The organism is Segatella copri, assembly GCF_026015295.1.
GTDB classification, from domain to species: Bacteria; Bacteroidota; Bacteroidia; order Bacteroidales; family Bacteroidaceae; genus Prevotella; species Prevotella copri_C.
The window spans coordinates 2735831-2750136 of record NZ_JAPDUW010000001.1 but is presented as its reverse complement, the minus strand read 5'-3'; the positions used below and the strand labels follow the sequence as shown (position 1 = coordinate 2750136).

Below are 14306 nucleotides of genomic sequence, written 5' to 3'. Positions count from 1 at the left end.
TTTTTTTTATTTTTAAATTGTAGGTTATTATATCTTATGTATATATTACATTCTTTCTGGAACCTCGATGCCGAGCAGAGACATACCGTTCTTCAGGATCTTAGCCACGTTGGCTGCAAGAACCAGACGGGTAATCTTCTCAGCCTCGCTCTCAGCATTCAGGATGCTGTAGTCGTGATAGAACTGGTTGAACTCCTTGGTCAACTCATAGCAGTAGTTAGCGATACCGCCAGGGTTGTAGTTGTTGCCTGCATCGGCTACAGCTGCAGCAAAGTCGTTCATCTTTTGGATGAGGTCAATCTCCTTCTCGTTGATAGGAGCATCTGCACCCAACTCTGCAGGAATCTCGATGCCCTCAGCTGCTGCCTTGCGCATGATGCTGCGGATACGAGCGTAGGTATACTGGATGAAAGGACCTGTATTACCGTTGAAGTCGATACTCTCTTCTGGGTTGAAGAGCATGTTCTTGCGGGCATCTACCTTGAGGATGAAGTACTTCAACGCTCCGAGACCCACGATGCGTGAAATCTCCTGGCGCTCTTCCTCGCTCATGTCCTTGAACTTGCCAAGCTCATCGCTTGTCTGGCGAGCATCCTTGATCATCTCTGCCATCAGGTCATCAGCATCTACTACGGTTCCCTCGCGGCTCTTCATCTTACCGTTAGGCAACTCTACCATACCGTAAGAGAAGTGAACCAAGTCCTTACCCCACTTGAAACCGAGACGGTCGAGCAGGATAGAGAGCACCTGGAAGTGGTAGTTCTGCTCGTTACCTACTACGTAGATCATCTTGTCGATAGGGAAGTCCTTGAAACGGAGGTCGGCAGTACCGATGTCCTGAGTCATATAAACAGAGGTGCCGTCTGAACGGAGCAGGAGCTTCTGGTCGAGGCCCTCGTTGGTGAGGTCTGCCCAAACAGAGTTATCGTCCTTGCGGAAGAAGAGACCCTTCTCCAATCCTTCTTCTACCTTCTTCTTACCCTCGAGGTAAGTATTTGACTCATAATATATCTTGTCGAAACTTACACCCATCATCTTGTAAGTCTCATCGAAGCCAGCGTAAACCCAGTTGTTCATCTTCTGCCAGAGTGCACGAACCTCAGGGTCGTTGTTCTCCCACTTTACGAGCATCTCGTGAGCCTCCTTAATCAGCGGAGCCTCTACTTTAGCTTTCTCTGTGGCAGCTTCTTCGTCCATGCCCTCCTTCATGTACTGAGCCTTGAGTTCTGCGATTTCCTCACGATAGTGCTTGTCGAAGGCTACATAGTAGTCGCCGATGAGGTGGTCGCCCTTCTTGCCGGAAGTTTCAGGAGTTTCGCCATTGCCCCACTTGAGCCAGGCGAGCATAGACTTACAGATGTGGATACCACGGTCGTTAACGATGTTTGTCTTGATTACCTTGTTGCCGTTAGCCTCCATAATCTGGGCCAGAGACCAGCCGAGGAGGTTGTTGCGAACGTGACCGAGGTGGAGAGGCTTGTTGGTGTTAGGAGAAGAGTACTCGATCATGACGAGCGGACTGTTCTCAGTAACTGGCTTCTCACCAAACTTAGGGTCAGCGTTGATGGTGTTCAAGAGTCCTACCCAAGCGGCAGGAGCGATAGAAAGGTTGAGGAAACCCTTAACCACGTTGAAGTCTGCGATAACATTAGCGCAGTTTTTCTTCAGGTATTCGCCGATTTCCTGTGCTGTATCCTCAGGCTTTTTCTTCGACATTTTGAGGAATGGGAATACGACGAGGGTAAGGTTACCTTCGAAATTACTCTTGGTCTTCTGCAGGGCTACCATCTTCTCAGGTACGTCCTGACCATAAAGCTCCTTCACCGCAGCGATGACCGAGCTGATGATTTCGTTTTCTATCTTCATTATTTAATATATCTTTTTTACCGGTAAAATTATCTTTTTAAACTGATTGAAGAGGGATTTGCAAGTTCCCTTTCCGTTTATGCGGCTGCAAATTTACAAATAATAATTGAATTGTGAAAGAAAAATTGCACATTCTTTTGTTTTTTGTCGCATTCTTTAGTTTTTTATTGCTTTTGCAACAGAAATGAAGTATTGCGGGGCTGTTGAAGACTGTCTTTAAAGGAAAGAACAGAAAGTATAAATGGGAATAGGAGCAAAAACCCCGCAAAAAGGGTCTTTGCTCCTATTCTTATCTGTTGGTAGCTGAATATAACTTCCGTGATTTATCCCTCAAGGATAATTGACGCCACGTCTTCGGGCGAATTCCATAGGAGTCCGTCTTGCAACTCGTCGTCGGTAAATCCGTTGAGTGCTTCCTGTGCTTCCCTTGGAGTAATGGCTGGAGTGCCGTCCTCGTTCTTAGTATCGAGCAAAGCCTGCAAAATGGCTGCTCTGTATTCTTCGATTGTCATCATAATTTTTATGTCGTTTCGTTGTTTATTTTATGATGGCAAAGGTAATGCATTTTTTTGGAAACACCAAACTTTTTTGTCATTTTCTTTTAGCGGATATTGAAAAAGTTTTATATATTTATATGCCTTTCTATGATGGTATGGGTACCTATTTCTTGGAAAAATGGTGCTCCGGTGTTGAAAAAACAATAAAAAAACGGGCGATCTGCTTGTTTCTAACTTAATTTTCATATATTTGCAGTTGCTTAGCTGAGGCTACCGGCAACATGGAGGCATATAAGATGCTCAAGGATATGCCTATATATAATAAGGTATAGAATAGCCTATATATAATAAGGTGTAATTTCAATCTAATGTATAAATAACTAACAAACATGAAACAGAGACTGTTCGTAACATTGAGTTTGGCAGGATTAGCAATGGCAACCTTTGGTGCAACCAAACCGAAGACTGCCATTAAGTCGTTGAATAAGACGACCATCCAACAGCCAACTTACACAGAATGGCACGACCTTCAGGTGAATGCCATCAATCGTTTTCCGTTGCACACCAATTTCTTCACCTATCCGGCAGATGACTGGGTTTCTGAGAAAGACGGTAAGATCGTGAGCAAGGATATCCTGCACATGAACAAGACGGAGAGCAAGTATTTCCTTTCGCTCGACGGAACCTGGAAGTTCAACTGGGTGGCTAATGCCGACCAGCGTCCTACCGACTTCTACAAGGAAGATCTTGATGATTCCAACTGGAAGACCATGAATGTTCCAGGCAACTGGGAGATGAATGGATTCGGTGATCCGGAGTATGTAAATAATGGTTTTGCATGGCGTGAACATTTCAATGAGCAGCCACCAGCAGTTCCTACCAAGGATAACCATGTAGGTTCTTACCGCCGTATCATCGACATCCCTGCCAACTGGGATGGCAAGCAGGTTGTAGCTCATTTCGGTAGCGTTACTTCTAACATCTATCTCTATGTAAACGGCAAGTTTGCCGGTTATGCTGAGGATAGCAAGGTAGCTGCCGAGTTTGACATCACTCCTTATCTGAAGAAGGGCAAGAATCTGATTGCCTTCCAGACCTTCCGCTGGTGCGATGGTTCCTGGGATGAGGATCAGGACTTCTGGCGCTTGAGTGGTGTGGCTCGTGAGAGCTATCTCTTTGCCCGCGATGCCAAGTTGCATTTGGAGGATATCCGTGTTACTCCTGACCTTGTAAACAACTACAAGGATGGTGTGCTCAATATCTCTGCCAAGGTAAAGGGAACAGGCAAGCTGAACTTCATCCTCTTCGACAAAGAGGGCAAGCAGGTGGCTACAGCTACAGGATTGGCAAAGAATGGAACAGCCAACATTACGATGAACGTAGAGAATCCACACAAGTGGAATGCAGAGACACCTTATTTATATACCCTTCAGGTTTCCCTCTCAAGTGCGCTGAAGAATGGCAACATGAAATCAGCAAGCATGACTCCTGTCAAGGTAGGTTTCCGCAAGGTGGAAATCAAGAACAAGCAGTTCCTTGTCAACGGTCAGCCTGTGCTCATCAAGGGTGCCAACCGTCATGAGATTGACCCTGATGGAGGTTATGTATTGAGCATGGAGCGCATGATTCAGGACATCAAGATTATGAAGCGCCTGAATATCAACGCTGTCCGTACCTGCCACTATCCTGATGATCCACGCTGGTACGAGCTCTGCGATGAGTATGGTATCTATGTGGTAGCTGAGGCTAACCAGGAGAGTCATGGTTTCCAGTATGGCGATGATGCTGCTGCCAAGAAGCCGATGTTTGCCAAGCAGATTATGGAGCGCAACCAGCACAATGTTTCCATGTACTTCAATCATCCTAGTGTCGTAACCTGGAGTATGGGTAATGAGACTGTGATGGGCGATAACTTCCTGCAGGCTTACAAGTGGATCAAGAGCCAGGACCAGAGCCGTCCGGTTCAGTATGAGCAGGCTCGCAGAGGCGAGGGTACCGATATCTTCTGCCCTATGTATTATCCGGTAAGTGCTTGTGAAAAGTATGCGAAGGACCCTAACAGTCCGATGCCGCTCATCCAGTGCGAGTACAACCATACTATGGGTAATTCGGGTGGTAACCTGAAGGAATACTGGGATCTGGTACGCAAGTATCCTATCTTCCAGGGTGGTTTCGACTGGGATTTCGTTGACCAGGGCTTGCACCGCAAGGTATTGAAGCCGATGACCATCAAGAATCCTGAGAAGATGAGCAATGAAGAGCTCCGCAAGATAGAATATTGCTACGGTGGCGATTACAACAATTACGACCCTAGCGACAACAACTTCAACTGCAATGGTATCATCGGCCCTGACCGTCAGCTCAATCCTCATGCCTACGAGGTAGCCTACCAGTATCAGAACATCTGGGCAAAGATGGTGAATGCAGGGAAGGGCGAAGTAAGTGTATACAATGAGAACTTCTTCCGCAATTTGAGCAACTATGCCTTGGCATGGAGCCTCATTGAGGATGGCGTGGAGACTCAGAACGGTACCATCGCTGATATCGAAGTGGCTGCCCAGCAGACCAAGAACTTCACCATCCCTTACGACCTTTCTAAGGTAAAGGGCAAGGAGGTGTTCCTCAACATCGATTTCCGTCTGAAGAAGGCTGAACCTCTGATGGAGGCTGGTCAGATTGTGGCTTATGCCCAGCTGGCAGTGAAGGAGAAGAAGTGCTGCGGTCATTGTGCAGAAAACATGGCTAAGGCTCAGGACGGCAAGAAGGTGAAGGCTAAGCTCATCGACAAGAAGGGCGAGCAGGATATCACCGTTACTACTCCTGATCTGACCGTGAAGGTGAACCGTACCACCGGTCTCATCTCTGAATATACCTATCGTGGCAAGTCGCTCCTCGGCGAGGGCGGTACCCTGAAGCCAAACTTCTGGCGTGCTCCTACCGATAATGATTTTGGTGCCGGCCTGCAGAAGAAGTTCCAGGTTTGGAAGAACCCTGTCATGAACCTGAAGGGTGTAGCTGTTGAAAAGGACAAGAAGGCAAACACCATCAGCATCTGTGCAACCTATGAGATGCCAGAGGTGAAGGGTGAACTGGAAATCGATTATCTCATCATGCCTAACACCGGTGCGATGAAGGTAAGCCAGGAGTTTGATGCTTCTGATGATGCCAAGGTCAGCGATCTGTTCCGTTTCGGTATGCTGATGCAGTTGCCATACGATATGGACAAGAGCCAGTATTACGGCCGTGGTCCTATCGAGAACTATTCTGACCGTGAGGACTGCATGCGCATCGGAATCTACAGCGATGATGCCGACAACCAGTACTTCCCATACATCCGTCCACAGGAGAGTGGAACCAAGGGCGATATGCGCTGGTGGAACCAGACCGATGCTTCCGGTTTCGGATTCAAGGTGAAGAGCTGCAAGCCATTCTATGCTTCCGCTATCCACTTTGACACAGAAGAATTGGATGATGGTGATGACAAGGATCAGCGCCACAGTTTCAACCTGAAGAAGTCAAAATTCACCAATCTCTTCCTCGATGCAGAGCATTCTGGTGTAGCTGGTGAGAACTCTTGGGGTGCATGGCCTTTGGAGAAATATCGCCTCCATTATGGCGATAAGAACTTCACTTTCGTGCTCATTCCATTAGATAAATAGTAGAAAAGCAGGGATTTGTACGAAAATCCAATATATTTAAACAGAAAATCCACCTCATTCGGGGTGGATTTTTTTATCTTTGCACCACCTATCACGGAAAAGTGTAGGTACAGCCTAAAAATAAAACAATAACGAACAATATGAGAAAAGCAAAATTTTTCGCAGCAGCATTGCTGGCGATGTCTTCACTCGGAGCTTTCGCACAGCATCAGTTTACTGTTCAGGCTAACAAGCCTGGAGCAGAAATCCAGCCTACCATGTATGGTATCTTCTTCGAGGATATCAACTTCGGTGCCGATGGTGGTCTTTATGCAGAGATGGTAGAGAACCGTTCCTTCGAATTCCCACAGCGCCTGATGGGATGGAATACATTCGGAAATGTAACCCTCAGCGACGTAAAACCTGCCTTCGACCGCAACCCTCATTATGTAACACTTGAGAGCGCAGGTGCACGTGAGAAGCAGACTGGTCTTGAGAACCGTGGCTTCTTCGGCATGGGCTTGAAGAAGGATATGAAGTACGATTTCACCGTATATGGCCGTCTTCATCTCATCGATGGCAAGCAGGGCAAGATTCGCGTAGAACTCGTCAATTCAAAGAATGATGTCATTGCCAAGCAGGTCATCAACATCACCAATAATAAATGGCAGAAGCTTACTGCTACCCTTACTTCTCCTCAGACCGATGCCAAGGGTTTGATGCGAGTATATCTGGAGAAGGGTTCTGAGAGCGTAGATCTCGACCATATCTCTCTCTTCCCTGAGGACAACTGGAATGGTCTCCGTGCCGACCTCGTACAGGATTTGGCTGACCTGAAGCCAGGCATCTTCCGTTTCCCTGGCGGATGTATCGTAGAGGGAACCGACCTCGATACCCGTTATGAGTGGAAGAACTCTGTGGGTGCTCCTGAGAACCGTCCTCTGAACGAGAACCGCTGGAGAGATACTTTCCCACATCGCCTTTTCCCTAACTACTATCAGTCATTGGGCTTGGGCTTCTATGAGTATTTCCTCCTTTCAGAGAAGATTGGTGCTGAGCCATTGCCTATTCTCTCTGTAGGTCTGGCTTGCCAGTATCAGAACGATGATAAGGATCCTAATGCACATGTAGCAGTCAAGGATCTCCAGAGTTATATCGACGATGCACTCGACCTCATCGAGTTTGCCAATGGTCCTGTCACCTCTAAGTGGGGTAAGCTCCGTGCCGATATGGGTCATCCAGCACCATTCAATCTGAAGCAGATTGGTATCGGTAACGAGCAGTGGGGACCTATGTACCCTGAGCGTCTGCAGAAGTTCATGGAGCAGATTCATGCCAAGTATCCAAAGATCAAGATCTGCGGTTCATCAGGTCCATCTGCTGATGGAAAGGACTTCGACTACGGTTGGGAGCAGATGCGCAAGTTGGGCGTAGACATGGTGGATGAGCACTACTACAAGAGTCCAGAATGGTTCCGCAGCAATGCCAGCCGTTACGACAAGTACGACCGCAAGGGTCCTAAGGTCTTTGCCGGTGAGTATGCTGCTCATGCCGAGAATGATCCAAACTCTTGGGAGGCAGCCCTTTCTGAGGCAGCTTTCATGACCGGTTTGGAGCGTAATGCCGATGTGGTTTATCAGGCTACCTATGCACCTCTCTTCGCTCATGTAGAGGGATGGCAGTGGCGTCCGGACCTCATCTGGTTCGATAACCTCAGCTCTGTCCGTTCTGCCAACTACTATGTTCAGCAGCTCTACGGCGAGAACAAGGGTACCAATGTGTTGAAACTTACCGAGAACGGCAAGGCTGTAGCAGGTGAGAATGGTCTCTATGCCACCGCTTGCTTCGACAAGGCTACCAAGAGCTACATCGTAAAGATTGCCAACACCTCTAACGAGGCAAAGGAAATCAACGTCACCTTTAATGGTATCAAGAAGTTGAACTCAGGTAAGGTAACCGTTCTCCATGCCGACGATATTCAGGCAGAAAACAAGATAGACAATAAAAATGTGGTTGTTCCTGTAGTATCAGATGCACAGGTTCAGGGCAATGTATTGAACGTGAAGATGAAGCCAAACAGCTTTGTTGTATACCGTTTCTAATTGCCGACCTCCAATCTTCAATAAACCCTTAAGGTACAAATAGATAAGTGGATAATGTGAATCCCTTGCGACTCTAGTGGTTGCAAGGGATTTTTTCTCTTCTAATGCCCTTGAAATTACATGGCGACGCAGGAGTTTTTGTGTCAGGACGTAGGAAAGATTACGTCGCCATGTAGGAAAAAGGCACTTTTATTCCTAATCCTGCTTGTTAGCAGACTATTAACGGCTTCTCAATAGGGATAATGCATAGAGAGGCAGTATGGTGACATGCCTTATGGCATTATCGTCCTGCTTGTCAATGTAATCAAATGATCCAAAATTCTCTAAGGAACAACGGAATGCTTCGGTGAGCTTTTTCTCTCTCATGAATAGCCAGAGACTCTTCATGCCGCCCTGAGTGCCCGATTTGATTTCGATAGGGGTAATCTTCATGTTGTGGATTTCCAGATAGTCTATCTCGGCAACACTCTTCCCCTTCTGCTCCCAATAAAACATCTTCTGGCGCTGGATGCATGGTTTGTAACGCATCATCTCGAGTCCGGCAACCATTTCTGTTACGCCTCCCTTATTGACAAGTTCCTGAGGAGTGCCGGCTAAAATAAGTTCTATGAGCTGCTGAGACAGGTCGCCTTCCAGTTGAAGCACGGCTAACAGTAATCCTGGGTCCAGAAAGAGGACCTTCATGTTTTTCTCGTCAGCTTCCGCATCCAGCGGAATACCATTGCCCGAGGTAGCGACCACAGGAGTAACGATTCCTGCAAGTGTCAACAGGCGGAGGGCTTCTCTGATTTGTGAACTCTGATAATCTGCTGATATTTGCTTGTATGTCAACTTCTCTCCTGCCTGATGACAGATGCCACGCATCGTTGTGCGCAGCAAATCCGGGTTGACTCTCTTTTTATACTTGCTGAAATCATCTTCGTATGTCAGAATGATGTCTTCCTGGATGTTTCTGCATCGGTTGAAATCGTGTGTCTTGGTCCATGCCAGAACAGATTCCGGCATGCCTCCAACAAGCAGGTAGGTGCGGAAGTATTCCACGAGTTTATCATGGAAGGCTTGATCTAAAGACTGGTTTCCGTATGCTTCATTACGGAGAAGGATGAGTCCTTCTTCGTGATTGGCATACAGGAATTCATCGAAAGTCATCGGATACATGAAGAGCGAGTGAATCCTTCCTACTCCAAAAGTAGGGAGCTCCTGAAGCGTAAATTCCAGAAGTGATCCTGCGGCTATGACATGCAGTTCAGGATAATCTTCCTTGAAGAAGCGTAGTGCCATGATGGCTTCTGGGCATTCCTGGATTTCGTCGAGAAAGAGGAGCGTCTTACCTGCTTCTATAGGGACATTGATATAGCTACTGATTTTTTTAGCAATCAATCGTACGTCAATATCCCCCTGAAAGAAGGTTTTGATAGCCTTGTTACGTTCGAAGTTTACCTCGGCGAAATACTCGAATTGCTTTCCCAAGTTTTTAACTGCTGATGACTTCCCAACCTGACGGGCACCACGAAGCAGCAAGGGTTTCCGCATGGAATCTTCCTTCCAGGCGATGAGTTCTGAGTCTATGTTTCTATGTATATATTCTGCCATAATCGTAACTGTTTGAATAACAGGTGCAAATATAGCGAAAATACTCAAATCCGAGAAATAAATCGCGTTAAAATACTCAAATCCGAGAAATAATCGGCGATAAAATACTCAAATCCGAGAAATAATATGCGTGAATTGTCTTATCTTTTGCAGGCTAAGAATAAGAAAAGTTTGAATTTTGCATAAAAAATACGCTCAAACGCTAGCAATTTGCTCATTTTTTCGTAACTTTGCACCCGCAAACTTATAATTAATAATAAAAGAAAGAATGGCTAATTTGAGATTTGAGGTTGTAGCCGAGGCCTTTAAGAAAAGACCTGTAGAGGTAGAGGCTCCCAAGGTGCGCCCTTCGGAGTACTTCGCCAAGTATGTATTCAACCGCCAGAAGATGTACAAGTATCTGCCATCTGATGTGTATGAGAAACTCATCGATGTGATAGATAACGGTACTCGTCTGGACCGTTCCATCGCTGATGCCGTGGCTGCCGGCATGAAGCTCTGGGCTGAGGAAAACGGGGTAACACATTATACTCACTGGTTCCAGCCATTGACAGAAGGTACTGCCGAGAAGCATGATGCCTTCGTGGAGCATGACGGAAAGGGTGGTATGATTGAGGAATTCTCTGGCAAATTGCTTGTCCAGCAGGAACCTGATGCCAGCTCATTCCCTAACGGCGGTATCCGCAACACCTTCGAGGCTCGTGGCTATTCTGCATGGGATCCAACATCGCCTGTGTTCATCATCGACGATACCCTCTGTATCCCTACCATCTTTATTTCTTATACCGGTGAGGCTTTGGACTACAAGGCTCCATTGCTCCGCTCGCTCCATACGCTGAGTGAGGCGGCTACCGAGGTGTGCCACTATTTTTACCCTCAGGTGAAGAAGGTGCAGACCAATCTCGGATGGGAGCAGGAGTACTTTCTGGTAGATGAGAGTCTCTATTCGGCTCGCCCTGACCTGATGCTCACAGGCCGTACCCTGATGGGACACGACTCTGCGAAGAACCAGCAGATGGACGACCACTATTTCGGAACAATCCCTGAGCGCGTGCAGGCTTTCATGAAGGATCTTGAAATCCAGGCGCTCGAACTCGGCATCCCTTGCAAGACCCGTCATAACGAGGTGGCACCAAACCAGTTTGAGCTGGCACCTATCTATGAGGAGTGCAATCTTGCCGTAGACCATAATATGCTCCTGATGAGTCTGATGAAGCGTGTGGCTCACAAGCACGGTTTCCGTGTGCTCCTTCACGAGAAGCCATTCGCTGGTGTGAATGGTTCGGGCAAGCACAACAACTGGAGTCTCTGCACCGATACCGGCGTACTGCTCCATGCAGCAGGCAAGACACCGGAGGACAACCTCCGCTTCGTAGTCTTCATCGTAGAGACCCTGATGGGTGTATACAAGCACAACGGACTGCTGAAGGCATCTATCATGAGCGCTACCAATGCGCACCGTCTGGGAGCCAACGAGGCACCACCAGCCATCATCTCTTCATTCCTCGGCAAGCAGCTCACCGACCTGCTCGACCATATCGAGAAGGCAGACAAGGAAGAACTCTTCGCCCTGGCTGGCAAGAAGGGTATGGAGCTGGATATCCCTGAGATTCCGGAGCTGATGATCGATAACACCGACCGCAACCGTACCTCTCCATTCGCCTTCACCGGAAACCGTTTCGAGTTCCGTGCCGTAGGTTCAGAGGCCAACTGTGCGTCATCTCTCATCGTACTGAATGCTGCCGTAGCTGAGGCTCTCGAAAATTTCAAGGCTCGTGTAGATGCCTTGATAGCAAAGGGCGAGGACCAGACATCGGCTATTATAGATATTGTACGCGAGGATATCAAGACCTGCAAGCCTATCCGCTTCGATGGCAACGGCTATTCTGATGAGTGGAAGGAAGAGGCTCAGAAGCGAGGCTTGGACTGCGAGGCATCCTGCCCGGTAGTCTTCGACCGTTATCTGGACAAGGAGAGCATCGAGATGTTTGCCAAGACCAACGTGATGAGCGAGAGCGAGTTGAAGGCGCGCAACGAGGTGAAGTGGGAGACTTATACCAAGAAGATTCAGATTGAGGCTCGTGTGATGGGCGACCTGAGCATGAACCACATCATCCCTGTGGCTACCCACTATCAGAGCCGTCTGGCAAAGAACGTAGAGGGCATGATTCACATCTTCGGTGGCGAGGAAGGCAAGAAGCTGACTGCCCGCAACGTGAAGATTATCCGTGAGATAGCCGAGCGCACCGAGGCAATAGAGCGTGGTGTAGAGGCATTGGTAGATGCCCGCAAGGTAGCCAACAAGATAGAGAGTGAGCGCGAGAAGGCAGTAGCATATCACGACACGGTAGCTCCAAAGATGGAGGAAATCCGTTATCAGATAGACAAGCTCGAGCTTCTCGTAGCCGATGAACTTTGGACATTGCCAAAGTATCGTGAACTGTTGTTCATCAGATAATATTTTCTGGATAAGGAATTGATATAATAAAAAAGAGTGCATTGCCGTTAACAATGCACTCTTTTTTTGCTTATCCTGAGCAGAAAAGCACAAACTAAGTTAAATATTTATAAAAGTTCGGGGTTAAAACTCGTAACCTACACATAATCAAATAAAAATGTGTAATTTTGCAGTCCGATTATTTCGGGGATACGCTTAGAGTCCCCAAGATATGGTGTGTTAATAGCATGCCCTGTGGCCGGGGTATGTGGTTAGTGAATCACCTGTCTGAATAGTGAGTAAAAAAGATTAAAAACGTTTTTTAGTAGTAAATTTAAATTTTAAAATGGACACATTAAGTTACAAGACTATTTCCGTAAACAAGGAAACAGCTAAGAAAGAGTGGGTCGTAATCGACGCTACCGACCAGGTTGTAGGTCGCCTCTGCTCTAAGGTTGCTAAATTGCTCCGCGGAAAGTACAAGCCAACTTTCACTCCACACGTAGATTGTGGTGACAACGTAATCATTATCAATGCCGCTAAGGTAGTTTTCACTGGTAAGAAGGAAACAGATAAGGTTTACACTCGTTACACTGGTTATCCAGGTGGTCAGCGCTTCAACACTCCAGCAGAGTTGCGCAAGCGTCCTGATGGAATGGACAAAATCCTCCGTCACGCTATCAAGGGTATGTTGCCAAAGGGCCCTCTCGGTCGTTCTTTGATGGACAACCTCTTCATTTACGATGGCACAGAGCACAAGCACGAGGCACAGCAGCCAAAGGCTATTGATATTAACCAGTATAAATAATTAAGGTAGAATGGAAGTAATTAATGCAATTGGTCGCCGTAAGAGCGCTGTAGCTCGTGTATACCTCACAGAGGGTACCGGTAAGATCACAATCAACAAGAAAGATATTGAGACATATTTCCCATCAGCAATCCTTCGCTATGTAGTAAAGCAGCCATTGCAGTTGCTCGAAGCTGAGGGTAAGTATGATATTAAGGCAAACCTCGACGGTGGTGGTTTCACCGGTCAGAGCCAGGCTCTCCGCCTCGCTATCGCTCGCGCACTCGTTAAGATCGACGCTAACGATAAGAAGGCTTTGAAGGATGCGGGCTTCATGACACGTGACTCACGTGCTGTTGAGCGTAAGAAGCCAGGTCAGCCAAAGGCTCGTCGTCGCTTCCAGTTCAGCAAGCGTTAATCTTATACATATTTTATTATATATATACAGATTATATATAGCTGAGCTAAAAAGTTTAGTATCTAAATCGGTGAGATTCCATTAATCGGGGACTACTCATCGACTGATCTAACATTAGATTCAAAAAGAAAGTAAACACAATTAAAAAAGAAAAAACAATGTCAAGAACAAATTTTGACCAGTTACTTCAGGCAGGTTGCCACTTCGGACACCTCCGTCGCAAGTGGAATCCAGCAATGGCTCCTTACATCTTTATGGAGCGTAACGGTATTCATATTATCGACCTCAACAAGACTGTCGCTAAGATCGACGAGGCTGCTGAGGCTCTCAAGACAATTGCCAAGACAGGTAGAAAGATCCTGTTTGTCGCTACTAAAAAACAAGCTAAGGACGTAGTTGCTGAGAAGGCAGCTTCTATCAATATGCCATACGTAAACGAGCGTTGGGCTGGTGGTATGCTCACCAACTTCCCTACAATCCGTAAGGCAGTTAAGAAAATGACAAACATCGATCGTCTGTTGAACGATGGTACATTCTCTAACCTCTCTAAGCGTGAGTTGCTTCAGGTAAGCCGCCAGCGTGCTAAGTTGGAGAAGAACCTCGGTTCTATCGCAGATATGGCCCGTCTCCCAGTAGCCCTCTTCGTTGTTGACGTAATGAAGGAGCACATCGCTGTTAAGGAGGCTAACCGTCTTGGTATTCCAGTGTTCGGTATCGTAGATACCAACTCTGATCCTAAGAATGTTGATTACGTTATCCCAGCTAACGACGATGCTAAGGATTCTGTAGATGCTATCCTTACTGCAGTTTGCGGTGCTATCGCTGAGGCTCTCGAGGAGCGCAAGGCTGAGAAGGCTGACGACAAGGCTGCTGCTGAGCAGAAGGACCAGCCTAAGAAGAAGGCTGCCCGCAAGGACGAGGCTGAGTAATTAGGCAAAGAAATATATACTGAAGCCATTGATTCTGTT

General features: G+C 47.1%; 9 protein-coding genes. 6 read left to right on the top strand and 3 right to left on the bottom strand.

Annotation, left to right across the window (positions count from 1 at the left end):
* Positions 1-45: 45 nt before the first annotated feature.
* Positions 46-1866: an arginine--tRNA ligase gene (gene argS / locus ONT18_RS11630; RefSeq protein WP_117587889.1), complete on the bottom strand. Its 1821-nt coding sequence runs from the start codon at positions 1864-1866 to the stop codon at positions 46-48.
* Positions 1867-2189: 323 nt separating this feature from the next.
* Positions 2190-2381 carry a hypothetical protein gene (locus tag ONT18_RS11625; RefSeq protein ID WP_118065154.1) on the bottom strand — a complete coding sequence of 64 codons (192 nt, stop codon included), beginning with the start codon at positions 2379-2381 and terminating at the stop codon, positions 2190-2192.
* Positions 2382-2752: 371 nt separating this feature from the next.
* Between ONT18_RS11625 and ONT18_RS11620 the strand changes: the two genes are divergently transcribed.
* Together ONT18_RS11620 and ONT18_RS11615 are read left to right on the top strand one after the other, a co-directional pair.
* Positions 2753-6022 (top strand): glycoside hydrolase family 2 TIM barrel-domain containing protein, encoded by a 3270-nt coding sequence (locus ONT18_RS11620; protein WP_264905709.1) that lies wholly within the window; start codon positions 2753-2755, stop codon positions 6020-6022.
* 140 nt (positions 6023-6162) lie between these two features.
* A complete protein-coding gene (locus ONT18_RS11615) occupies positions 6163-8103 on the top strand; it encodes an alpha-L-arabinofuranosidase C-terminal domain-containing protein (protein WP_264905707.1) in 1941 nt (646 codons plus the stop codon).
* Between the two features lie 219 nt (positions 8104-8322).
* On the opposite strand, the gene ONT18_RS11610 is transcribed toward ONT18_RS11615, so the two are convergent.
* Positions 8323-9696: an ATP-binding protein gene (locus tag ONT18_RS11610; protein WP_264905705.1), complete on the bottom strand. Its 1374-nt coding sequence runs from the start codon at positions 9694-9696 to the stop codon at positions 8323-8325.
* A gap of 268 nt (positions 9697-9964) precedes the next feature.
* On the opposite strand from ONT18_RS11610, the gene ONT18_RS11605 reads away from it, so the two are divergent.
* The 4 genes from ONT18_RS11605 to rpsB all read left to right on the top strand — a co-directional run bounded on the left by ONT18_RS11605 (position 9965) and on the right by rpsB (position 14267).
* Complete coding sequence (locus ONT18_RS11605) at positions 9965-12154, top strand: glutamine synthetase III family protein (RefSeq protein WP_117587885.1); 2190 nt, start codon at positions 9965-9967, stop codon at positions 12152-12154.
* A gap of 325 nt (positions 12155-12479) precedes the next feature.
* Entirely contained in the window at positions 12480-12941 is a 462-nt protein-coding gene (gene rplM, locus ONT18_RS11600; protein ID WP_006848007.1) for a 50S ribosomal protein L13, read from the top strand.
* Between the two features lie 10 nt (positions 12942-12951).
* Positions 12952-13338 carry a 30S ribosomal protein S9 gene (rpsI, locus tag ONT18_RS11595; protein WP_006848006.1) on the top strand — a complete coding sequence of 129 codons (387 nt, stop codon included), beginning with the start codon at positions 12952-12954 and terminating at the stop codon, positions 13336-13338.
* A gap of 158 nt (positions 13339-13496) precedes the next feature.
* The gene (gene rpsB / locus ONT18_RS11590) at positions 13497-14267 is read left to right on the top strand and encodes a 30S ribosomal protein S2 (protein ID WP_022120437.1); all 771 of its coding nucleotides are present in this window, start codon (positions 13497-13499) and stop codon (positions 14265-14267) included.
* The last annotated feature ends 39 nt before the right edge of the window (positions 14268-14306 follow it).

Coding starts and splice junctions, on each gene's coding strand:
- ONT18_RS11620 (WP_264905709.1), top strand. CDS start 2,753: ATGAAACAGAGACTGTTCGTAACATTGAGTTTGGCAGGATTAGCAATG.
- argS (WP_117587889.1), bottom strand. CDS start 1,866: ATGAAGATAGAAAACGAAATCATCAGCTCGGTCATCGCTGCGGTGAAG.
- ONT18_RS11605 (WP_117587885.1), top strand. CDS start 9,965: ATGGCTAATTTGAGATTTGAGGTTGTAGCCGAGGCCTTTAAGAAAAGA.
- rplM (WP_006848007.1), top strand. CDS start 12,480: ATGGACACATTAAGTTACAAGACTATTTCCGTAAACAAGGAAACAGCT.
- ONT18_RS11610 (WP_264905705.1), bottom strand. CDS start 9,696: ATGGCAGAATATATACATAGAAACATAGACTCAGAACTCATCGCCTGG.
- rpsB (WP_022120437.1), top strand. CDS start 13,497: ATGTCAAGAACAAATTTTGACCAGTTACTTCAGGCAGGTTGCCACTTC.
- rpsI (WP_006848006.1), top strand. CDS start 12,952: ATGGAAGTAATTAATGCAATTGGTCGCCGTAAGAGCGCTGTAGCTCGT.
- ONT18_RS11625 (WP_118065154.1), bottom strand. CDS start 2,381: ATGATGACAATCGAAGAATACAGAGCAGCCATTTTGCAGGCTTTGCTC.
- ONT18_RS11615 (WP_264905707.1), top strand. CDS start 6,163: ATGAGAAAAGCAAAATTTTTCGCAGCAGCATTGCTGGCGATGTCTTCA.